General features: G+C 71.6%; 18 protein-coding genes and 1 riboswitch. Of the genes, 7 read left to right on the forward strand and 11 right to left on the reverse strand.

Annotated elements, in window-relative coordinates; translation table 11 throughout:
• Window positions 1-50: 50 nt before the first annotated feature.
• The 8 genes from ACFVH5_RS21885 to ACFVH5_RS21920 all read right to left on the reverse strand — a co-directional run bounded on the left by ACFVH5_RS21885 (window position 51) and on the right by ACFVH5_RS21920 (window position 7544).
• Entirely contained in the window at window positions 51-578 is a 528-nt protein-coding gene (locus ACFVH5_RS21885) for an FcoT family thioesterase (protein WP_385835280.1), read from the reverse strand.
• Complete coding sequence (locus ACFVH5_RS21890) at window positions 575-1465, reverse strand: TauD/TfdA dioxygenase family protein (RefSeq protein ID WP_385835281.1); 891 nt, start codon at window positions 1463-1465, stop codon at window positions 575-577. The genes ACFVH5_RS21885 and ACFVH5_RS21890 overlap by 4 nt, the downstream gene beginning before the upstream one ends.
• 57 nt (window positions 1466-1522) lie before the next feature.
• Complete coding sequence (locus ACFVH5_RS21895) at window positions 1523-2905, reverse strand: MFS transporter (RefSeq protein WP_385835282.1); 1383 nt, start codon at window positions 2903-2905, stop codon at window positions 1523-1525.
• The gene (locus ACFVH5_RS21900) at window positions 2905-3657 is read right to left on the reverse strand and encodes an aspartyl/asparaginyl beta-hydroxylase domain-containing protein (RefSeq protein ID WP_385835283.1); all 753 of its coding nucleotides are present in this window, start codon (window positions 3655-3657) and stop codon (window positions 2905-2907) included. The genes ACFVH5_RS21895 and ACFVH5_RS21900 overlap by 1 nt, the downstream gene beginning before the upstream one ends.
• 158 nt (window positions 3658-3815) lie before the next feature.
• On the reverse strand, window positions 3816-4460 hold the full coding sequence (locus ACFVH5_RS21905; protein WP_385835284.1) for a sigma-70 family RNA polymerase sigma factor: 645 nt from the start codon (window positions 4458-4460) through the stop codon (window positions 3816-3818).
• Window positions 4457-4972 (reverse strand): copper chaperone PCu(A)C, encoded by a 516-nt coding sequence (locus tag ACFVH5_RS21910; RefSeq protein WP_385835285.1) that lies wholly within the window; start codon window positions 4970-4972, stop codon window positions 4457-4459. The genes ACFVH5_RS21905 and ACFVH5_RS21910 overlap by 4 nt, the downstream gene beginning before the upstream one ends.
• Window positions 4969-7302: a heavy metal translocating P-type ATPase gene (locus ACFVH5_RS21915; RefSeq protein WP_385835286.1), complete on the reverse strand. Its 2334-nt coding sequence runs from the start codon at window positions 7300-7302 to the stop codon at window positions 4969-4971. The genes ACFVH5_RS21910 and ACFVH5_RS21915 overlap by 4 nt, the downstream gene beginning before the upstream one ends.
• Window positions 7302-7544, reverse strand: a complete 243-nt coding sequence (locus tag ACFVH5_RS21920; protein WP_385835287.1) for a hypothetical protein — start codon at window positions 7542-7544, stop codon at window positions 7302-7304. The genes ACFVH5_RS21915 and ACFVH5_RS21920 overlap by 1 nt, the downstream gene beginning before the upstream one ends.
• Window positions 7545-7896: 352 nt before the next feature.
• Between ACFVH5_RS21920 and ACFVH5_RS21925 the strand changes: the two genes are divergently transcribed.
• From ACFVH5_RS21925 to meaB, 3 genes are read left to right on the forward strand one after another with little or no spacing between them, the layout of a single operon-like run.
• The gene (locus ACFVH5_RS21925) at window positions 7897-9705 is read left to right on the forward strand and encodes a methylmalonyl-CoA mutase family protein (RefSeq protein ID WP_385835288.1); all 1809 of its coding nucleotides are present in this window, start codon (window positions 7897-7899) and stop codon (window positions 9703-9705) included.
• On the forward strand, window positions 9705-11879 hold the full coding sequence (gene scpA / locus ACFVH5_RS21930; RefSeq protein WP_385835289.1) for a methylmalonyl-CoA mutase: 2175 nt from the start codon (window positions 9705-9707) through the stop codon (window positions 11877-11879). Before ACFVH5_RS21925 ends, scpA begins: the two co-directional genes overlap by 1 nt.
• The gene (gene meaB / locus ACFVH5_RS21935) at window positions 11876-12874 is read left to right on the forward strand and encodes a methylmalonyl Co-A mutase-associated GTPase MeaB (protein WP_385835290.1); all 999 of its coding nucleotides are present in this window, start codon (window positions 11876-11878) and stop codon (window positions 12872-12874) included. Before scpA ends, meaB begins: the two co-directional genes overlap by 4 nt.
• 11 nt (window positions 12875-12885) lie before the next feature.
• Here meaB and ACFVH5_RS21940 read toward each other — a convergent pair whose 3' ends face one another.
• Window positions 12886-13215: a hypothetical protein gene (locus ACFVH5_RS21940; protein ID WP_384805389.1), complete on the reverse strand. Its 330-nt coding sequence runs from the start codon at window positions 13213-13215 to the stop codon at window positions 12886-12888.
• Between the two features lie 238 nt (window positions 13216-13453).
• Here ACFVH5_RS21940 and ACFVH5_RS21945 point away from each other — a divergent pair, with 238 nt between their 5' ends.
• Both ACFVH5_RS21945 and ACFVH5_RS21950 read left to right on the forward strand, forming a co-directional pair.
• Window positions 13454-13741: a hypothetical protein gene (locus ACFVH5_RS21945; RefSeq protein ID WP_385835291.1), complete on the forward strand. Its 288-nt coding sequence runs from the start codon at window positions 13454-13456 to the stop codon at window positions 13739-13741.
• Between the two features lie 258 nt (window positions 13742-13999).
• Window positions 14000-14452, forward strand: coding sequence for a flavodoxin family protein (locus tag ACFVH5_RS21950; protein ID WP_384805393.1), 453 nt, complete (start codon window positions 14000-14002; stop codon window positions 14450-14452).
• A gap of 22 nt (window positions 14453-14474) precedes the next feature.
• Here ACFVH5_RS21950 and ACFVH5_RS21955 read toward each other — a convergent pair whose 3' ends face one another.
• Together ACFVH5_RS21955 and cobN are read right to left on the reverse strand one after the other, a co-directional pair.
• Window positions 14475-15116, reverse strand: coding sequence for a superoxide dismutase (locus ACFVH5_RS21955; RefSeq protein ID WP_107014838.1), 642 nt, complete (start codon window positions 15114-15116; stop codon window positions 14475-14477).
• A gap of 167 nt (window positions 15117-15283) precedes the next feature.
• Window positions 15284-18877, reverse strand: a complete 3594-nt coding sequence (gene cobN / locus ACFVH5_RS21960) for a cobaltochelatase subunit CobN (RefSeq protein ID WP_385835292.1) — start codon at window positions 18875-18877, stop codon at window positions 15284-15286.
• 92 nt (window positions 18878-18969) lie between these two features.
• A riboswitch (cobalamin riboswitch) is annotated at window positions 18970-19044 on the reverse strand.
• A 101-nt stretch (window positions 19045-19145) separates the two neighbouring features.
• On the opposite strand from cobN, the gene cobG reads away from it, so the two are divergent.
• Both cobG and ACFVH5_RS21970 read left to right on the forward strand, forming a co-directional pair.
• Window positions 19146-20453: a precorrin-3B synthase gene (cobG, locus tag ACFVH5_RS21965; RefSeq protein WP_385835293.1), complete on the forward strand. Its 1308-nt coding sequence runs from the start codon at window positions 19146-19148 to the stop codon at window positions 20451-20453.
• Window positions 20454-20500: 47 nt separating this feature from the next.
• Entirely contained in the window at window positions 20501-21163 is a 663-nt protein-coding gene (locus ACFVH5_RS21970; RefSeq protein WP_385835295.1) for a precorrin-8X methylmutase, read from the forward strand.
• Window positions 21164-21176: the final 13 nt, after the last annotated feature.

A 21176-nucleotide genomic window follows, 5' to 3' on the forward strand; every position in this document is an offset into this window, starting at 1 on the left:
TCTCGTGTCACTCGTGTCTTGTCGTGTCACTCGCGTCATGTCATGTCGTGTCAGGGGACGTTGACGAACGCCAGGACCGCCTTGCCGTCGCACCGGCCCGATGCGGCGTCCCAGCAGCGGTAGACGGTCTCCGCGTGCAGGAACGGGGAGCCGCCGGCCGGAACACGCCGGGTGACGGACCGGAATTCCATCTCCCCCGAAAAAGCACGGGGATTGACCGGACGCCGGAAATTCGCGGCGAACCGGGCGATGAGAATGTCGGGGAGCTGATGCTTCCAGAAATCGTCCAGCGTCCAGGACTCGAACCCCGCCAGCAGCCCCTCTTCCACGGACTTGGCGACGAGGTAATACATCATCTGGTTGTAGCAGATGTTCACCTCGACGGAATTCAGATGCCCTGTGTCGTTGATGTAGCACGACTCCGGGATCGCGAACTCGCAGCGGGCGGACGTCTGTCCGGCGCCTTCGGACACGACGACGGCCGAACGCAGGTATTTGCAGTGGTCCTTGTAGGGCGCGAGCACCCGCGCCAACAGGTCCTCGTCCGTGGGGTGCTCGGTCGCGAGGAGGGTTGTCATGCCGCCTCGATTCCGTCGTGGAGTTTGCGCTCGTCGTGCACGGTGACGCGGAAGGAGACGGTCGGTTCGGGTGTCGTCGTGTGCCGGGCGCGGTGGACGAGGCTGCGGTTGTCCCACACCAACAGGTCGCCCTGCTCGAAACCCTGCAGGTGGATGTTGTCGTGCTCGAAGGTCTCGTCGAGCTGGCCGGTGGCCTCGAACAGGCGCTTGAGCAGCTCCTCGTCGAGCGGCTCGCCGTCCCGGTCCTCGATGCCGACGGTGAATCCCTCACTGAGATAGAGGAGGGTCTCGCCGGTCATGGGATGGGTGAAGGTGGTCGGCTGCGTGACGGCCGGGGTCTTCCGTTCGACCTCCTCGATGATCTCGGAGATCGGCCGGTAGACGTCATGGGGACGGATCTTGAAGTACTTGCGCACGGAGTGCCGGCAGTACGTTCCGTCGATCTCCTTCTTGAGCTCCTCGGGCAGTCCGTCGTAAGCCCGGCCCATGTCGATGAAGTACGTGCCCCTGTTCTGCGCCGGAATCACCTGGGGGTATATCAGGGTGATTCCGAAGGGGTCCGGCATGAACTGGTAGTCGGCGTGCCAGAACTTGCCGGTCCTCGGCACGCCTATCTGCTGTCCGTTCTCCGGAACATTGGAGGAGACGAATATCTCCCTGACCTCCGGGTGGTGGTACATGGGCTCGTAGTAGGTCTCCGGGCGGCCCAGTCGCCTGCCGAGTGCGAGGAACGCTTCGGGAGAGAGGTCCTGTCCCTTCAGGACGGCGATCTTCTTCGTGTAGACGGCGTTCTTGAGGACGTCGATGTCGGCGTCGGAGGCGTCGGTGTGGTCGAACCCCTCGACGATCACGCCGATCGCGTCGCCGGGCTGGTCTTGGATGTGCATGGGTTGCCTTTCTCGGGAGATCGGCCGGAGCACCGGCCGACTGCTCGTGGACGCTGCTCAGGAGGTGGTGATGTCCGTCGTCCGACGGCGGGCGAACAGCGCGAGTGCGCCGCAGCCGATGCCTGCCGCGACGACGAGGACGGCGGTCCGGATGCCGTCGAGGAGGGCCGGGCCGGAGGCGTTCTGCCCGATGCCGCCGGCCGTCGCGACCAGTACGGCGAGGCCCACGGCACCGCCGACCTGCAGGGCGGTCGAGGCCATTCCGGAGGCCACGCCCTGGTCACCGGGGGCGATCCCGGCGGACGCGGCGATCCACATCCCCGTCCAGGCGGCTCCTTGGCCGAGGCCCAGCAGGACGATCCCCGGCAGCAGCGCGGGATACGAGCCGTCCGAGGTCAGCGCCGGAGCCAGTGCCACGGCTCCGGCGGCGCCCAGCGTCATCCCACCCACCAGCATGCGGCGGACGCCGAAGACGGACACGGCACGCTCACCGGCCTGTGTACCGACGGCGACCACGAGGGCGGGGACGAGGAACGCGAGCCCGGTGGCGGCGGCACCGTATCCCTGGACCGTGCGGAAGTAGAGAGTCAGGAAGTACGGGACCGCACTGAAGGTGGCACCGAACAGGGCGGCGATCCCCATGGCGGTGAGCAGCCCGCGGTGGCCGAGCAGCCTTGCCGGGAGGAGCGGATCACGGGACCGGCGCTCCACCACGGCGAAGAGCGTCAGCAGGCCGAGGGAGAGCGCGGCGCTCACAAGGACCGTGGGAGCCCCCCAGCCCTCGGCGGATGCCCGCACCAGTACGAACACCAGGAGGGTGATGCCGCCCGTCGCGGTCAGCGCACCCGCCGCGTCGAAGCTCCGCGAGCGGTCCCGCGGTCCGTCGGCGGGGAAGAGCAGCCGTCCGGCCACCGCGAGCGCTCCCGCCACGGGCACGTTGACGAAGAACACCGACGGCCAGCCGAACGCCTCCACCAGCACCCCGCCGAGCAGCGATCCGAAGCACAGCCCGCCGGCTCCCGCGGCGCCCCAGACCGCCAGGGCGCGGTTCCGGTCGCGCCCCTCCTCGTACAGGGTGCCGATCAGGGACAGTGTCGCGGGGAACAGCAGGGAACCGCCGATGCCCTGGACCGCCCGGACGGCGACCAGTACGCCGGGTGACTGGGACAGGCCGCCCACCAGGGACGAGCCCGCGTAGAGCAGCGCCGCGACGACGAACATACGGCGCCGGCCGAGGAGGTCCGCGGCCCGGCCGCCCAGCAGCAGGAAGCCTCCCGTGGCCACGACGTAGGCGCTCACCACCCACTGGAGATCGTGGTCGGAGAAACCCAGCCCGGCGCCGATGTCGGGCAGGGCGACGTACACGATGTTGTAGTCGAGCGAGATGACGAGCTGCCCCAGTGCCAGCACCGCCAGCGGAAGTCCGAGCGCATTGCGCATCACTCGCCCCGTACGAGCCGGCGCACCTCGGTCACGAGGGCCTCCAGCGCCCGGCGTTCCGGAACGGTGGTCTCCGGATGCCAGAGGTCGATGAGCAGACAAGTTCGCGGTGCGGTGCCTTCGTTGCGCGCCTCGTGCTCGAACGAGTAGTCGAAGAGCAGACACTTCCCCTCCTCCCACGAGCGGGTTTCTCCCGCGACCGTGATGCCGCACCCGTCGGGGACGTCCACGGCGAGATGCAGATTGATGCTGAAGTTCCACAGGTCGCAATGGGGTTCGATGACGGCGCCGGGCAACAGTGTGGAGAAATGGCATTCCAGGAGGGGACACAGGATTCCCGTGTCCACGGCGAAGTCCTTGAGGACCCGGTACGCGGTGGGTGCGATACCGGCCGATTCCTCGACGAGGCCGCCGTCGCGGAAGAGATGGAGTGCCTGCCAGTTCCGCTGGCGTGTCAGATAGTGCTCGTAGTCCGAGAACACCTCGCGGCGGGCGGTCCATGCGGAACCGAACTCCTTCCTGATCGCCCGATGGCTGGCCTCCAATTCGCGCACCACGGGGGCCAGTTCCGGGTATGCGTAGGGATCGTGCCAGGGCGTGGGAGAGATTCCCGGCATGACCCACTTGGCCGCCTTCTGCAGTGGATGCCTTTCACCTCTGCCCGCCGCCAGCATCTGCTCGACCCGGTCGATCGAATCCTTTCCGGACTCGGCTCTGATCGCGGCGAAGGCGTTCTCTATTTCCGGTGTCACACGGTTCTCCATGTCCCGCGTCCCGTCCCGCCGACGACCTCACGCGGTGGCCGGCGGGACGGGTCTGCGCTTTCACCTCAGTAGTCGGTCAGCGGTGCGCGGGAGTTCCCGGGAATTCCCAGGAATTCACGGACGTTCGCGGGAGTTCGCGGGAGTACTCATCCGGCCGTGGTCTCCGGGAGGCGCGGTTCCTCTGCCTGGGCGAGAAGTTCGACGAGGGTCGCGCGGGCCCGGGCCACCCGTGAACGGATCGTCCCGACGGCACAACCGCTCAACTCGGCGGCCTCCTCGTAGGCCAGTCCCACCAGTTGGGTGAGGACGAACGCCTGGCGTCGCTCGGGCGCCAGCGCGTCCAGCAGGTCGAGCAGCGCCACGCCCTCCTCGAAGCCGGGCAGTCCGCTCGGCCGTGCCCGGTCGGCGCAGGCCGTCCAGTCGTCCGTGTCGGCCGGCCGCGGCCGTGCGGCGGCGTACCGCAGGCTGTCGACGACCGTGCGCCGGGCGATGGACAGCAGCCAGGTACGTGCCGACGAGCGCCCCTCGAACCGGTGCAGACTGCCCAGCGCCCGCAGGAAGGTGTCCTGCACCAGATCGTCGGCCACCTGATGGTCGGCGCCGACGTGGGTGAGGTAGCGGACGACGTCCGGACGCAGGGCGCGCACGAACCGGTCGACGGCATGGGGGTCGCCTCCCCGGGCGGCCAGCGCCCAGGCGGTGGCCGCCTCGTCACGCGACTCCGACGTGCCGGGTTCAGCCGTGTCAGGTTCAACCGTGCCGGATTCCGACGTGCCGGGTTCAGCCGTCACCGGCCCGGCCGGTCCACGACCGCGTCACTCCGCACGGTTCCGCTGCGCTCGAAGTGCAGGGTGAACGTCACGAGGTCGCCGATCCGCCAGTCCGCGTTCACCGGCACGATCACGTCGAGGCTGTTCGGGGACATGGAGATGCTGTCGCCGGCCGCTACCGGGACCGAGGTCACCGTCCGCGCGGAGGCCGAGCGGGCGCCGGTCATGCGATGGCGGCTGAGGGTGGTGGCGCCCCCGGTCTCGGTGAACGTGACCTTGAGCAGCCGGTCCGCCGAGCCTCCGGTGTTGGTGATCCGGAAGAAGGCCGCCGTCTCCGGGGTGTCACCGGTGGGCAGGAACAGGCGTCCGCCGGTGACCGCGATCCGGGCCGGGCTGCCCGCGTTGCCGAGGACCGTCCACATGCTCAGACCGCCGAGGGCGAGGACGGACACGGCGACCGGCGCGAGCGCGGCGAGCAGGGTGTCGGCGAGCCGGCGGCGGGTCGGCCGCCAGAGGGCCTGGTCGGTCGTCATCGGGTACGCCTCCGGGCGGCGGGTGAGGGCTGCCAGGCGCGCAGGCGCAGGCTGTTGGCGACGACCAGCACCGAGCTGGCCGACATGGCCGCCGCGGCGAGCATCGGGTTGAGCAGGCCGACCATGGCGAGCGGCACGGTGACGGCGTTGTAGCCGAAGGCCCACACGAGGTTGGCGCGGATGGTGCCCAGGGTGCGGCGGGCGAGCAGGATCGCGTCCGCGAGGGCCTCGATGTCGCCGCGCACCAGCGTCACGTCCGCGGCCCCGATGGCCACGTCGGTGCCGCTGCCCATGGCGATGCCGAGGTCGGCACCGGCCAGCGCGGCGGCGTCGTTCACCCCGTCACCGACGACCGCGACCCGGTAACCCTGCTCCTGAAGGTCCCGTACGAGGTCGGCCTTGTCCTCGGGTGTGCGGCGGGCGTGCACCTCGTCGATCCGCAGGGCGGACGCGACGGCCGTGGCGGGCGCCTCCCGGTCGCCGGTCGCGAGCACGGGGCGCACCCCGAGCCGGCGCAGCCGCTCGACGGCCCGGTAGCTGCCGGGCCGTACGACGTCGCCGATCGCGATCAGGGCTTCGACCGTGCCGTCGACCCGGACCGTCACGGGTGTGTGGGCGGCGGCCTCGGCCGCCGACAGGGCGTCCGCGAGCGCGGCGGGCAGTTCGTCGTCCGGGGCGAGTACTTCGACGAGCCGCCCCTCGACCCGGCCGCGGACCCCCCGCCCCGGCAGAGCACGGAACTCGCTCACCCCGAGCGACCCATGAACCTCGGGCGTTTCAAGCGCTTCCGGAACTCCCGCTCCTCCCGGCCGCTGTCGGCCCGCGGCCGACTCGCGCCGCGCGTACGCCGTGACGGCCCGGCCGAGTGGATGCTCCGAGCCCTGCTCCACGGCCCCCGCCAGCCGCAGCACGGCGTCCCTGCCGAGTCCGTCCGGTACGGCGGTGACCGCGGTGACGCTCATACGGCCGGAGGTGAGTGTGCCGGTCTTGTCCAGGACGACGACGTCGACGTGCTGCAGCCCCTCCAGCGCCTGCGGGCCGGTGACCAGCACGCCGAGCTGGGCGCCCCGGCCGGTCGCGGCCAGCAGCGCGGTCGGGGTAGCGAGGCCGAGCGCGCAGGGGCAGGCCACGACCAGGACGGCCACGCACGCGGTGACGGCCGCCTGCGCGTCGGCACCGGCGCCCAGCCAGAAGCCCAGGGTGGTCACGGCCAGTGCCAGCACGACGGGCACGAACGCACCGGCCACCGTGTCGGCGAGCCGCTGGGCGCGCGCCTTGCCGGTCTGCGCCTCGGTGACGAGCCGGGTGATACGGGCGAGCTGCGTGTCCGCGCCGACCGCCGTGGCCCGTACGAGGAGCAGTCCGCCGGAGTTGACGGCCCCGCCGACCACGGACGAACCGGGCCCGACCTCGATCGGCTCGGTCTCGCCGGTGACCAGTGACAGGTCCACCGCGGAACTGCCCTCCGCCACCGTCCCGTCGGTGGCGACCCGCTCCCCCGGCCGCACCACGAAGACCTGACCTGCGCACAACTCGGCGATGGGGACGAGCCGTTCGGTGCCGTCGACGCGGACCGCCACCTCCTTGGCGGCGAGTGAGGCCAGCGATCGCAAGGCCTCCCCGGTCCCGCGCCGGGCCCTCGCCTCCAGGAAGCGGCCCGCCAGGACGAACAGGGGTACGCCGACCGCCGCTTCGAGGTAGAGGTGCGGGACGCCGTCCGGGACGGAGGGCACGAGTGTGAACGGCATCCGCATCCCGGGATCACCGGCTCCGCCGAGGAAGAGCGCGTACGCCGACCAGGCGAAGGAGGCCAGTACGCCCAGCGACACCAGGGTGTCCATGGTCGCCGCGGAGTGCCGCAGACCGCGTACCGCGCGGGTGTGGAAGGGCCAGGAGCCCCACACGGCGACGGGTGCGGTGAGGGCGAAGCACAGCCACTGCCAGTTGCGGAACTGGAGTGCGGGCACCATCGACAGGACGAGTACGGGCAGGGCGAGCAGGGTCGTGACGATCAGCCGGTCGCGCGCCGACCTCGTGTCCTCGGAATCGTCGCCGTCCGCCGTTTCCCGCTGCTCGCCCCTGGGCGTGGGCGGTTCGGGTACGGCCGCGGTGTATCCGGCCTTCTCGACGGTCGCGACGAGTTCGCCTGGGCCGATGTCCGCCGGATGGGTCACGCGGGCGGTTCCGGTGGCCAGATTGACGGTCGCCGTGACCCCTTCCAGCCTGCCCAGCTTCTTCTCCACCCGGTTCACGCAGGCCGCGCAGGTCATCCCGCCGACGGTCAGATCGGTGGTGACCGGAGCGGCCACCGTCACCTGTTCCGCGCCCATCAGCGGTCTCCCTCATGCGTGTCGCCCATACCGCCCATGTCCCCGCTGTCCCCCATGTCGTCGCCGCCTCCGGAGCCGGTGCCGGGGTCCGTGCCGCTGCCGCTCGTACCGGTTGAGCCGTGCATTCCGGGTGCGACGGGTCCGGCGGACACCCCGGCGGCGTAGGAGGCCGTGAAGACGAGTGCCAGCAGCAGGAAGAAGCCGCAGAGGGCGGGCGGGGGTGCCGTTCTCCGCAGGAACACGGCCGCACCGCTTGCGGGGGATCGCCGGGGCTCGTCCATCAACCGCGTCTCCAGGTCACGTCGTACGGCGTCGCCGGGATCGCGCCGAACCGCCTCAGTAGTCGGGCCGGCCGCGAGCGGGGTTCCTCGGTGCGGCTGTGGCCCGCGTCACACGAGTGGCGGTTGTTCCGGGCGTGGCTTCAGAGGCGCGGAGACGTCCGGCGCCGGCGGACACGCCGGGGCTCCCGCAGCCGTGTCGCACGGTCCTCAACCCGGTGTGCCCGACCAGTGAGGGACGTCACCCGGGCCGCGAGGGGAAGGTCACAGTCCTCGCCTCTGCTGTGGCTCAAGCAATCTGCCCTAGCATCCGAGCATGACGGTCCTGCCCAACGACGGGCTCTCGCTGGCCGCCGAGTTTCCTTCCGCGACACATGAACAGTGGCGACGCCTCGTGGCGGGCGTACTGAACAAGTCGGGCAGGGAGGTCTCGGATGAGACGGCGGAGGCAGCCCTGTCCACCGCGCTGGAGGACGGGCTCGCCACCCGGCCTCTGTACACGGCGCACGACGAGGCCCCTGATCCCGGTTTCCCCGGCTTCGCGCCCTTCGTACGAGGGGGCAGGCCCGACGGGAGCACCGTGGGCGGCTGGGGCGTACGCCAGCGGCACACGACCGCCGACGGCGCCGCGGTCCTCGCGGACCTGGAGAACGGCGTCAGTTCGCTCTGGCTGGTCGTCGGCGAGGGCGGATTCCCGGTGTCGTCGCTCGCTCAGGCCCTCGAAGGCGTGCTCCTCGACCTGGCGCCCGTCGTCCTCGACGCGGGACGCGACACCGAGCCGGCCGCGCGGGAACTGCTGCGGCTGTACGGGGAGCGGGGCGTCGCCAAGGACGCGGCGCGCGGCAGTCTCGGCGCGGACCCGCTGGGCCACGAGGCGCGCAGCGGCGAGGCGTTGGACTTCGCACCGGCCGCCGTTCTCGCACGGCGGTGTGCCGAGGAGTATCCGGGGCTGCGGGCGCTGACCGTGGACGCGCTGCCGTACCACGAGGCGGGCGGCTCGGCCGCGCAGGAGTTGGGTGCTTCCCTGGCGACCGGTGTCGCCTATCTCCGGGAGCTGACCGAGGCGGGCCTGTCCGCCGAACAGGCCTGCGGACAGCTGGAGTTCCGGTACGCGGCCACCGCCGACCAGTTCCTCACCATCGCCAAGCTGCGCGCCGCGCGCCGGCTGTGGGCGCGGGTCGCCGAGGTGTGCGGGGCGCCGCGGGCGGGGGCGCAGGTGCAGCACGCCGTGACCTCGCCGGTGATGATGTCGCGCCGCGATCCCTGGGTGAACATGCTCCGCACGACGATCGCCACGCTCGCCGCCGGTGTGGGCGGCGCCGACGCCGTCACCGTGCTGCCCTTCGACCACGCCCTCGGGCTGCCGGACGCCTTCGCCCGCCGTATCGCCCGCAACACCTCGACGATCCTGGTCGAGGAGTCGCATCTGGCCCGGGTGATCGACCCGGCGGGCGGCTCCTGGTACGTGGAGCGGCTCACGGACGAACTCGCCCACGCGGGCTGGGAGTTCTTCCAGCGGATCGAGGGCCTGGGCGGTCAGGCGACCGCCCTGCGCTCGGGCCGTCTCGGCGAGGACCTGGCGAAGACCTGGGAGGCGCGCAGCGCGAAGCTCGCCAAGCGGCGCGAACCCATCACCGGGGTCAGCGAGTTCCCGAACCTCGGCGAGCGCGTTCCGCAGCGTGAGCCCGTACCCGAGCCGCCGTCCGGCGGGCTCCCGAAGGTGCGCCGCGACGAGGCGTTCGAGGTGCTGCGGGCCCGTTCCGACGCGCATCTCGCCGCCACCGGCAGCCGGCCGCGCGTCTACCTGGCCTCCATCGGCCCCGCCGCCGCGCACACCGCACGGACCTCCTTCGTCTCGAACCTCTTCCAGGCCGGCGGCATCGAACCCGTCACCGAGGGCGCCTTCGAGGACAGCGGGACCACCGAGGCGTGTCTGTGTTCCAGCGACGCGCTGTACGAGGAGCAGGCCGCGAGCACCGCCCGGGACCTCAGGGCGGCGGGCGCCGGGCACGTGTTCCTCGCCGGCCGTCCCGGGCAGTACACGGATGTCGACGCGTACGTCTTCGCGGGCTGCGACGCCGTCGCCGTGCTCTCCGCCACCCTCGACCGCATGGGAGTGTCCTGATGGGAATCCCCGACTTCTCCGGGATCCAGCTGGGGACCCCGACCGCCGAGGGCGGCCCCGACGAGTGGCGCACGGCCGTCAAGCACGCGACCGGCAGCGACGAGGCCTTCTGGGAGACCCCGGAGGGCATCGCGGTCAAGCCGCTGTACACCGGCCGTGACCTGGAGGGCCTCGACTTCCTGGAGACGTACCCGGGCGTCGCCCCGTATCTGCGTGGCCCGTATCCCACCATGTACGTCAACCAGCCCTGGACGATCCGTCAGTACGCGGGGTTCTCGACGGCCGAGGAGTCCAACGCCTTCTACCGCCGCAATCTGGCCGCGGGCCAGAAGGGTCTGTCGGTCGCCTTCGACCTGCCGACCCACCGCGGCTACGACAGCGACCACCCGCGGGTGACGGGTGACGTCGGCATGGCGGGCGTGGCCATCGACTCGATCCTCGACATGCGGCAGCTGTTCGACGGGATCCCGCTCGACAAGATGTCCGTGTCGATGACGATGAACGGCGCCGTGCTGCCGGTGCTCGCGCTGTACATCGTGGCGGCGGAGGAGCAGGGCGTACCGCCGGAGAAGCTGGCCGGGACCATCCAGAACGACATCCTCAAAGAGTTCATGGTCCGCAACACCTACATCTATCCGCCGAAGCCGTCGATGCGGATCATCTCCGACATCTTCGCGTACACCTCGCAGCGGATGCCCCGCTACAACTCCATCTCCATCTCCGGCTACCACATCCAGGAAGCCGGGGCGACGGCCGATCTGGAGCTGGCGTACACCCTCGCGGACGGTGTCGAGTACATCCGGGCGGGCCGTGAAGTGGGCCTGGACGTGGACGCGTTCGCGCCGCGGCTGTCGTTCTTCTGGGCGATCGGCATGAACTTCTTCATGGAGGTCGCCAAGCTGCGGGCGGCGCGCCTGCTGTGGGCGAAGCTGGTGCGGCAGTTCGACCCGCAGAACGCCAAGTCCCTTTCCCTGCGCACCCATTCGCAGACCTCGGGTTGGTCGCTGACCGCGCAGGACGTGTTCAACAACGTGACGCGTACGTGTGTGGAGGCGATGGCGGCGACGCAGGGCCACACCCAGTCGCTGCACACCAACGCCCTCGACGAGGCGCTCGCGCTGCCCACGGACTTCTCGGCACGCATCGCCCGCAACACCCAGCTGCTGATCCAGCAGGAGTCGGGCACGACCCGGGTCATCGACCCGTGGGGCGGCAGCGCGTACGTCGAGAAGCTGACGTACGACCTCGCGCGGCGGGCCTGGCAGCACATCGAGGAGGTCGAGGCGGCGGGCGGGATGGCCAAGGCCATCGACGCGGGCATCCCCAAGCTGCGCATCGAGGAGGCCGCGGCCCGTACGCAGGCGCGGATCGACTCGGGGCGCCAGCCGGTGATCGGCGTCAACAAGTACCGCGTGGAGACCGACGAGCAGATCGACGTCCTCACGGTCGACAACTCCTCCGTGCGCACCCAGCAGATCGAGAAGCTGCGGCGGCTGCGGGCGGAGCGTGACGAGGGCGCGTGCCGGGACGCGCTCGACGCGCTGACCCGGGCGGCCGGCGGCGAGGGCAACCTGCTGGAACTGGCGGTGCGCGCGGCCCGTGCCAAGGCCACCGTCGGGGAGATCTCGGACGCGCTGGAGAAGGTGTACGGGCGGCACGCGGGCCAGATCCGTACGATCGCCGGTGTGTACCGCAACGAAGCAGGCGAGTCCCCGTCCGTGGACCGCACCCGTACGCTCGTGGACTCCTTCGAGGAGGCCGAGGGCCGCCGCCCGCGCATCCTGGTCGCCAAGATGGGCCAGGACGGGCACGACCGCGGCCAGAAGGTGATCGCGACCGCCTTCGCGGACCTCGGCTTCGACGTCGACGTGGGCCCGCTGTTCCAGACCCCGGGCGAGGTGGCCCGTCAGGCGGTGGAGGCGGACGTGCACATCGTGGGCGTCTCGTCGCTGGCCGCCGGGCACCTCACGCTCGTACCGGCGCTGCGGGAGGAGCTGGCGGCGGAGGGCCGCGAGGACATCATGGTCGTGGTCGGCGGGGTGATCCCGCCACAGGACGTGCCGACGCTGCTGGAGATGGGCGCGGCGGCCGTGTTCCCGCCCGGGACGGTGATCCCGGACGCGGCGTACGACCTCGTGAAGCGGCTGTCGACCGGCCTCGGGCACGACCTGTGATCGAACTCGACACCTACGTCAAGGGCGTACTCGACGGGAAGCGGGCGCTGATCGCGCGCGCCATCACGCTCGTCGAGTCCACCCGGCCCCAACACCGTTCGCTGGCACAGGAGTTGCTCACCGAGCTGCTTCCGTACAGCGGGCGGGCGCGGCGGATCGGCGTCAGTGGGGTGCCGGGAGTCGGCAAGTCGACGTTCATCGACGCGTTCGGCACGATGCTGACGGGACTGGGTCACCGGGTGGCGGTGCTTGCGGTGGACCCGTCGTCCAGCCGTACGGGCGGTTCGATCCTGGGCGACAAGACCCGGATGGAGCGGCTGGCCGTCGATCCGGCGGCCTTCATCCGCCCCTCCCCCACCGCGGGCACGCTCGGCGGGGTGGCGAAGGCGACGCGTGAGTCGATCGTCGTCATGGAGGCCGCGGGCCACGACGTGGTGCTGGTGGAGACGGTCGGTGTCGGCCAGTCGGAGACCGCGGTCGCGAACATGGTCGACTCCTTCCTGCTGCTGACCCTGGCCCGCACCGGCGATCAGCTCCAGGGCATCAAGAAGGGCGTCCTGGAACTGGCGGACGTGATCGCCGTCAACAAGGCGGACGGGCCGCACGAACGTGACGCCAAGGCCGCCGCGCGGGAACTGGCGGGCGCCCTGCGGCTGATGCACGGCAAGGACGCGGCCTGGACGCCGCCCGTACTGAGTTGCAGCGCCCGCGAATCGGCCGGTCTGGACACCGTCTGGGAACGCCTGGAACAGCACCGTACGCTGCTCGACTCGACCGGCCGGCTCGCCGCCAAACGCCGGGACCAGCAGGTCGACTGGACCTGGACCATGGTCCGCGACGAGTTGCTGGGCCGCCTGCACGCCGATCCGGCCGTACGCGCCCTCACGCCGTCCCTGGAGGAACAGGTGCGCAACGGCGAGCTGACGGCCACGCTCGCCGCCGAGCGGATCCTGCGGGCGTTCAACGAGCCGGGAGCGGGCGACGGCGCGGGCTGACGGTCAGCGGGTCACGGTGTGCTGTCCCGTACGTCGAGGTGGGCCCACGGGTCGTCGACCTGCTGTGCCCCGGCCGCTTCCTCCTGGGCGGCCGCCTCGGCGGCGGCCTCCTTGGCGCGCTTCTTGAACGCCACGGTCCTGCGGGCCTTGGCGATGACCTCGTCGTGGTCCCAGCCGAAGGTCGCGGCGTCGAGCCGGGCGTTGAAGGCGGTCAGCAGCTCGGGGCTGATCGCCGCGAGCGCGGTGCGCAGCTCGGCGAGCGTCTGCGGTCCCTCGGCGAACTCGAACTCGTACGGGTCCGAGGATGCCTCTGAGCTCGGCTCGTGCGGTAGCGCGGACATGTGTGTGACCTCCGGTCGTGATGTCTTCACGGTACGCGGTGGATGTGGCTTCCGTGCAACCAGGACCGATCTCCGACGGTGTGCCCGAACCCTGTGCCGCGTCGCCCCGTGAGGGGTATGCCAGAGCGGTTTGCCGGAGCTACGTGCTCGCAAACGGCCTGGCCACGGGCCGGTGACGACCGCATCACGATGGCCTCCTCAGGAGTAGCCGGTCGCGTGGGCCTTCGTTGAACGTGCCATGACGATGTGTGACGAGGGCGGTCCCCCGGTTTTCTTCGCACGAGCACCGGCCGGGTCCTGGCCGGACGAAGGGGGCGACTGCCGTTGGTGCAGCATCCTCCTCGGCCCCGCCCCTGTCGCGGGGTCCGCTGTCCCGGGGTCCGCACCGGGCGAACACGGCCGCGCCCCGTCCGCCGAGTGGCGCACCGACGGCCTGCGGACCTGGCCGGAGCGGGTACGGCCGGTGATGCTGCCGCTGGCGGCGCTCACCGTGCTGGCCGTGCTGGCGCTGGCCGTGTGGGGCTGAGCAGGCGCGCGGCGACGGCGCCGTGCGGCGCGCGTCCGCCCCGCGCCCGCCGCGCCCACCGCGTCGCGCCAAGTGCCACGAAATGCCCCGCCGGGGCACGGCGACGAATTCCGGCCTTCCTGGGAGGGTGACAGAGGCCGCCGCTCCGGTCGGCGAGGGCGGCGGCCCCCGGCGCGCACGGCCCGCGGACGGTCCCACACCGTCCGACGCGGAGGCCTCCGTTTGCGGCCCGGCGCGTCCGCACGGCAGGGTTCGGGGGTGGCTACCTTGCTGATCGTGCACCACACGCCCTCGCCCCACTGCCAGGCGATGTTCGAGGCCGTCGTCGCCGGGGCGAACGACCCGGAGATCGAGGGCGTACGCGTCGTCCGGCGGGCGGCGCTGGCCGCGACGGCCGCCGACGTGCTGGCGGCCGACGGATATCTGCTCGGCACACCGGCGAACCTGGGCTACATGTCCGGCGCCCTGAAGCATTTCTTCGACCAGGTCTACTACCCCTGCCTGGACACGACCCGGGGCAGGCCCTTCGGCTACTACGTGCACGGGGGCAACGACGTCACCGGCGCGGTCCGGGGCATCGAGTCGATCGTCAAGGGCCTGGGCTGGCGGCGCTCGGCCGAGGCCGTGACCGTGACGGGCGAGCCGGACAAGGCCGACGTCGAGGCGTGCCGGGAACTGGGCGCGTCCCTCGCCGCCGGCCTCATGGACTGACCGTGGTGGTGTGCCTACGGCGTCACGGCGCGAGCAGCAGGCTGTCGCCGCGCTCCTTCGCGGCGGCGTAACGCCGGGCCACGTCCTGCCAGTTGACGACGGCCCACATGGCGTCGATGAAGTCGACCTTCTGGTTCTTGTACTGGAGATAGAAGGCGTGCTCCCAGGCGTCGAAGACCAGGACCGGCGTCGAGCCCTGCCCGACGTTGCCCTGGTGGTCGTAGACCTGCTCGACGATCAGCCGTCCGCTGAGCGGCTCGTAGGCGAGGACGCCCCAGCCGGAACCCTGGGTGGTCGCGGACGCCTTGGTGAGCTGCGCCTTGAAGCCGGCGAAGGAGCCGAACGACTCGGTGATCGCGTCCGCCAGCTCCCCCACACCGTCCGCGGCCAGGGGCTCACCGCCGCCGTCACCGGTCATGTTGTGCCAGTAGATGGAGTGCAGGATGTGCCCGGAGAGGTGGAAGGCGAGGTTCTTCTCCAGGCCGTTGATCGAGCCCCAGGACTCCTTGTCGCGGGCCTCCGCGAGCTGCTCAAGGGTGTCGTTCGCGCCCTTCACGTACGCCGCGTGGTGCTTGTCGTGATGCAGCTCGACGATCTGCGGGTTGATGACCGGTTCGAGCGCCGCGTAGTCGTACGGAAGCTCCGGGAGCGTGTAAACAGCCATGTCCAACATCCTTCGGACTTGTTATTGCAACCAGTATGCAGTTGCACGCTAGCAGCAGAAGGTGCGGGGCGTCGCCGATCAACACAGCGAGGGCCGGAGGGGTTTCCCCTCCGGCCCTCGCTCTGTCACGCTCCTCGGTCGGTACTCCCCGACCTCGGCGCCCGCTCTCAGTCCTCGCCCTCCAGGTCCCCCTCCGTCTCCAGGTACACCTGGCGCAGCGCCTCCAGCACCGCCGGGTCGGGCTTCTCCCACATGCCGCGGGACTCCGCTTCGAGCAGCCGCTCGGCGATGCCGTGCAGGGCCCACGGGTTGGCCTGCTGGAGGAACTCGCGGTTGGTCGGGTCCAGGACGTACGTCTCGGTGAGCTTGTCGTACATCCAGTCGGCGATCACGCCCGTGGTGGCGTCGTAACCGAAGAGGTAGTCGACGGTGGCGGCAAGTTCGAAGGCGCCCTTGTAGCCGTGGCGGCGCATCGCCTCGATCCACTTGGGGTTGACGACCCGGGCGCGGAAGACCCGGGAGGTCTCCTCGACGAGCGTGCGGGTGCGGACCGTCTCGGGGCGCGTCGAGTCGCCGATGTACGCCTCGGGGGCGGTGCCGCGCAGCGCGCGGACGGTGGCGACCATGCCGCCGTGGTACTGGAAGTAGTCGTCCGAGTCCGCGATGTCGTGCTCGCGGGTGTCCGTGTTCTTGGCGGCGACCGCGATGCGCTTGTACGCGGTCTCCATCTCGTCCCGGGCCGGACGGCCGTCGAGTTCACGGCCGTAGGCGTAGCCGCCCCACACCGTGTAGACCTCGGCGAGGTCGGCGTCGGTGCGCCAGTCGCGGGAGTCGATGAGCTGCAGCAGCCCGGCGCCGTACGTACCGGGCCGGGAGCCGAAGATACGGGTGGTGGCACGCCGTTCATCGCCGTGTTCGGCCAGGTCGGCCTGGGTGTGGGCGCGGACGAAATTCGCCTCGGCCGGTTCGTCGAGCGAGGCGGCCAGGCGTACGGCGTCGTCGAGCAGGCCGATCGTGTGCGGGAACGCGTCGCGGAAGAAGCCCGAGATGCGCAGCGTCACGTCGATACGGGGGCGGCCCAACTCCTCGTACGGGATGGCCTCCAGGCCCGTGACCCGGCGTGAGGCGTCGTCCCAGACGGGGCGGACGCCGAGCAGGGCGAGTGCTTCGGCCACGTCGTCACCGGCCGTGCGCATCGCGCTGGTGCCCCACAGGGAGAGGCCGACGGAGGTGGGCCAGTCGCCGTTGTCGGTGCGGTAGCGCTCCAGGAGGGAGTCGGCGAGGGACTGGCCGGTCTCCCAGGCGAGCCGGGACGGGACGGCCTTGGGGTCGACCGAGTAGAAGTTCCGGCCGGTCGGCAGGACGTTGACCAGACCGCGCAGGGGCGATCCGGAGGGGCCGGCCGGGACGAAGCCGCCGTTCAGGGCGTGCACGGTGTGGTCGAGTTCGGCGGTCGTCGCGGCGAGGCGCGGCACGACCTCGCGGGCGGCGAACTCCAGGATGGCGGCGACCTGTTCGCCCTGGTCGGTGGGGACTGCGGCCGGGTCCCAGTCGGCGTCGTCCATCGCCTGCACCAGCGCGCGGGCCTTCTCCTCCGCCTCGTCGGCGGTGGTGCGGGTCGCGGCCGACTCGTCCAGGCCGAGCGCCTCCCGCAGGCCGAGCAGAGCGGCGGCGCCGCCCCAGATCTGGCGGGCGCGGAGGATCGCGAGGACGAGGTTGACGCGGTCCGCGCCCTTCGGCGGGTTGCCGAGGACGTGCAGGCCGTCGCGGATCTGGGCGTCCTTGATCTCGCACAGCCAGCCGTCGACGTGCAGCAGGAAGTCGTCGAAGCCGTCGTCCTCGGGGCGGTCCTCGAGTCCCAGGTCGTGGTCCAGCTTCGCGGCCTGGATGAGGGTCCAGATCTGGGCGCGGATCGCGGGCAGCTTCGCCGGGTCCATGGCCGCGATCTGGGCGTGCTCGTCGAGCAGTTGCTCCAGCCGCGCGATGTCCCCGTAGGAGTCCGCGCGGGCCATCGGCGGGACCAGGTGGTCGACGAGCGTGGCGTGGACGCGGCGCTTGGCCTGGGTGCCCTCGCCCGGGTCGTTGACCAGGAACGGGTAGACGAGCGGCAGATCACCGAGGGCCGCGTCCGGACCGCACGCGGCGGACAGGCCGGCGTTCTTGCCGGGCAGCCACTCCAGGTTGCCGTGCTTGCCGAGGTGGATCATCGCGTCGGCCCCGAAACCGCCGTCCGCGTGCGCGGCGGCGATCCAGCGGTAGGCGGCGAGGTAGTGGTGCGAGGGCGGCAGATCGGGATCGTGGTAGATCGCGATCGGGTTCTCGCCGAAGCCGCGCGGCGGCTGGATGAGGACCAGCAGGTTCCCGCGCCGCAGGGCCGCGAGCACGATGTCGCCCTCCGGGTTGCTGCTGCGGTCGACGAACATCTCGCCGGGCGCCGGGCCCCAGTGCTGCTCGACGGCGGTGCGCAGCGACTCGGGCAGGGTCGCGTACCAGCGCTTGTAGTCGGCCGCCGGGATACGGACCGGGTTACGGGCCAGCTGCTCCTCGGTGAGCCAGTCCTGGTCGTGGCCGCCCGCCTCGATCAGCGCGCGGATCAGTTCGTCGCCGTCCCCGGAGACCAGTCCCGGGATGTCCTGCTCGGGCCCGAAGTCGTAGCCCTCGCCGATGAGCCGGCGCAGGATCGCCACGGCGCTCGCGGGGGTGTCGAGGCCGACGGCGTTGCCGATCCGGGAGTGCTTGGTCGGGTACGCGGACAGCACCAGCGCCAGCCGCTTCTCGGCGGCGGGGATGTGCCTGAGCCGGGCGTGGCGTACGGCGATCCCGGCCACCCGGGCGGCCCGCTCGGGGTCGGCGACGTACGCCGGGAGGCCGTCCTCGTCGATCTCCTTGAAGGAGAACGGCACGGTGATCAGGCGGCCGTCGAACTCCGGGACCGCGATCTGGCTCGCCGCGTCCAGCGGGGAGACGCCCTCGTCGCTCTCCTCCCAGGCGGTCCGCGAGCCGGTCAGGCACAGGGCCTGCAGGATCGGGATGTCCAGGCCGGTGAGGGCTCCCGCGTCCCAGGACTCGTCGTCGCCGCCCGCGGAGGCCTCGGCGGGCTTGGTGCCGCCGGCCGCGAGGACGGTCGTGACGATCGCGTCGGCCGCCCGCAGCTCCTCGATCAGCTCCGGCTCGGGGGCGCGCAGGGAGGCCACGTACAGGGGCAGCGCGCGACCGCCGGCGTCCTCCACCGCGTCGCACAGGGCGCCGATGAAGGCCGTGTTGCCGCTCATGTGGTGGGCGCGGTAATAGAGCACCGCGATGGTCGGGGCGCCGGGGATCTCGCGGGCCGTGCGCTCCAGCGGGCCCCAGGTGGGGGCGGGAGCGGGCGGGTCGAAGCCGTGGCCGGTCAGCAGGACCGTGTCCGAGAGGAAGCGGGCCAGCTGGTCGAGGTTGTCGGGGCCGCCGTGGGCGAGGTAGGCGTGGGCCTCGGCGGCGATGCCGATGGGCACGGTGGAAGCGGCCATCAGCTGGGCGTCGGGGGCCTGTTCGCCGGTGAGGACGACGACCGGGCGGCCGTCGGCGAGCAGCAGGTCGAGGCCGTCCTCCCAGGCGCGCAGACCGCCGAGGAGGCGTACGACGACGAGGTCGGCGCCGTCGAGGAGGGCGGGGAGGGCGTCGGTGTCGAGGCGGGCCGGGTTGGCGAACCGGTAGGGCACCGGACCATCGGCCGCGCGAGCGCTGAGCAGGTCGGTGTCGGACGTCGACAGCAGGAGGATCATGTGGCGTCGGGCCTTCCTCGGGGTCCGCGCCCCGGGCGGTGGTGGACTGGGTCTCCCCGTGCTCACGCGCGAACTCGTGAGCTGGGGAAAGGGAGTTCCTGGCTCACCCGGATTCTCTGGCCGGGCTCACAGTGGCGGGACCGCGCCGGCTTCGCACCGGCTTCCTCCCCTGTCGCCGTGGTGGCGGTGGCGGATCGGATGATCCACCGAAAGGAATAGTAAGGGGCGGGGAAAAAGGGCGGGGCATACAGCCTGCGGGAACGTAGGTATGCTCGCCGCCATGTCCTCGGCTGCCCTCCGTCCATCGTCCCAGGCCACAGCGGTCTCACGGGACCGCGGTGACGCCTGCCCGGGGACCCTGCGGCTGCATGCGGCGGACGACGGGGCGCTGGCCCGCGTCAGGATCCCCGGCGGTGTGCTGACCGTCCGCCAGGCCGAGGTGCTCGCCGACGCGGCACAGCGCCTGGGCGACGGTGACGTGCATCTCACCTCGCGCGGCAACGTACAGCTGCGGGGGCTGGCGGACGGGTGCGGAGCCGCACTGGCCGAGTCGCTGACCGCCGCCGGGCTGCTGCCCTCGCGCGGGCACGAGCGGGTCCGCAACATCGTCGCCTCCCCGCTGTCCGGTCTCGACGCCCGGGGCTTCCTGGACGTACGGCCCTGGCTGTCGGCCCTCGACACCGCGCTGTGCGCGAGCGAGGCGGCGCAGGCGCTGTCGGGTCGGTTCCTGTTCGCGCTGGACGACGGGCGCGGGGATCTGGCCGGACTCGAAGCCGACGTGACGGTACGGGCCACGGCGGACGGCGGCGCACAGCTCGCTCTCGGATCGGCGGCCCAGGCACTGCACGTGTCCGCCGAGGACGCGCCACGGGCCGCGCTGGCGGCGGCGGAAGCGTTCCTGGAGGCCGAGCGGGCCGGTGGGACACGTGCCTGGCGGGTGGCCGAGCTGGCGCTCGCGGACGACGAGTTGACCGCCCTGGTCGGTCGCCGTCTGACCGCGGAGGGCATGGCCCACGAGCGGCAGGTACGGGAGACCGGCCGCTCGGAGGGCCCCCTGCCGGGAGTTGTCGGGGACGCCTTGTCCGTGCACGTTCCGCTGGGCCGCTTCTCGGCTCCGCAGTGGCGGGAGTTGACACGGGTCGCCCTCGGGGAGCTGCGGCTGACCCCGTGGCGCGGTGTGGTTCTTCCCACTCCGGGGACGACCGCCGCGCAGCGGACCGAGGCACTGGCCCGCCTCGCCGCCGTCGGCCTCGTCACCGATCCCGACTCGCCCTGGCTGCGCGTCGGCGCGTGCATCGGGCGGCCGGGCTGCGCCAAGTCGCGGGCCGACGTACGGGCGGACGCGACCACCACGCTCGGCGCGGTCGACGAGGTGAACCACCGGAGCGGCCTTCCCCTGTACTGGTCCGGATGCGAGCGCCGCTGCGGGCACCCGCGGGGCGAGCGGATCGACGTCGTCGCCGCCCCCGAGGGGGGTTACCGGCTGTCCGTCGCCGCACCCGGTCACGACGAAGCACGCACGGTCTCCCTGGACGCCCCTTCCCGTCTCGCCGCCGCCCTGGCGGAGATCACATGAACCTGAGCCCGAATCCGAGCCCGATTCCGAGCCCGACCCTGAGCCGTATGACGACCGAGAGCAGTGAGAAGAACACCGTGACCACGTACGACTACGAGAAGGACGGCGCGGCGATATACCGCCAGTCCTTCGCCACGATCCGCGCGGAGGCGGACCTCGCGGCGCTGCCCCCCGACGTCAGCCAGGTCGCCGTACGGATGATCCACGCCTGCGGAATGGTCGACCTCGTACGCGACCTCGCCTTCACCCCGGACGTGGTGTCGCGGGCCCGTGCGGCCCTGCGCGCCGGTGCGCCGATCCTCTGCGACGTCCAGATGGTGGCCAGCGGGGTGACGCGCAAGCGGCTGCCCGCGGACAACGACGTGCTCTGCACGCTGTCCGACCCGTCCGTCCCGGAACTGGCCGCGAAGCTGGGCACCACGCGCAGCGCCGCCGCGCTGGAACTGTGGCGCGACCGTCTTGAGGGTTCCGTGGTCGCCATCGGCAACGCCCCCACGGCCCTCTTCCGTCTTCTGGAGATGATCGAGGAGGGCGCGCCCCGTCCGGCCGCCGTCATCGGCGTCCCGGTCGGCTTCATCGGCGCCGCCGAGTCGAAGGACGCACTCGCCGCGCACCCGTCCGGTCTGGAACACCTGGTCGTACGCGGCCGTCGCGGAGGCAGCGCCCTGGCCGCCTCCGCTCTCAACGCGATCGCGAGCGAGGAAGAGTGAACGGCGAGAACGG

This window comes from Streptomyces sp. NPDC127119 (assembly GCF_042677425.1).
GTDB lineage: Bacteria > Actinomycetota > Actinomycetes > Streptomycetales > Streptomycetaceae > Streptomyces.

Excerpts from the sequence above, each read along its gene's own strand:
- ACFVH5_RS21885 (WP_385835280.1), bottom strand. The coding sequence starts at position 578 with ATGACAACCCTCCTCGCGACCGAGCACCCCACGGACGAGGACCTGTTG.
- ACFVH5_RS21890 (WP_385835281.1), bottom strand. The coding sequence starts at position 1,465 with ATGCACATCCAAGACCAGCCCGGCGACGCGATCGGCGTGATCGTCGAG.
- ACFVH5_RS21895 (WP_385835282.1), bottom strand. The coding sequence starts at position 2,905 with ATGCGCAATGCGCTCGGACTTCCGCTGGCGGTGCTGGCACTGGGGCAG.
- ACFVH5_RS21910 (WP_385835285.1), bottom strand. The coding sequence starts at position 4,972 with ATGACGACCGACCAGGCCCTCTGGCGGCCGACCCGCCGCCGGCTCGCC.
- ACFVH5_RS21915 (WP_385835286.1), bottom strand. The coding sequence starts at position 7,302 with ATGGGCGCGGAACAGGTGACGGTGGCCGCTCCGGTCACCACCGATCTG.
- ACFVH5_RS21925 (WP_385835288.1), top strand. The coding sequence starts at position 7,897 with ATGACGGTCCTGCCCAACGACGGGCTCTCGCTGGCCGCCGAGTTTCCT.
- scpA (WP_385835289.1), top strand. The coding sequence starts at position 9,705 with ATGGGAATCCCCGACTTCTCCGGGATCCAGCTGGGGACCCCGACCGCC.
- ACFVH5_RS21940 (WP_384805389.1), bottom strand. The coding sequence starts at position 13,215 with ATGTCCGCGCTACCGCACGAGCCGAGCTCAGAGGCATCCTCGGACCCG.
- ACFVH5_RS21945 (WP_385835291.1), top strand. The coding sequence starts at position 13,454 with ATGACGATGTGTGACGAGGGCGGTCCCCCGGTTTTCTTCGCACGAGCA.
- ACFVH5_RS21955 (WP_107014838.1), bottom strand. The coding sequence starts at position 15,116 with ATGGCTGTTTACACGCTCCCGGAGCTTCCGTACGACTACGCGGCGCTC.
- cobN (WP_385835292.1), bottom strand. The coding sequence starts at position 18,877 with ATGATCCTCCTGCTGTCGACGTCCGACACCGACCTGCTCAGCGCTCGC.
- cobG (WP_385835293.1), top strand. The coding sequence starts at position 19,146 with ATGCTCGCCGCCATGTCCTCGGCTGCCCTCCGTCCATCGTCCCAGGCC.
- ACFVH5_RS21970 (WP_385835295.1), top strand. The coding sequence starts at position 20,501 with ATGACGACCGAGAGCAGTGAGAAGAACACCGTGACCACGTACGACTAC.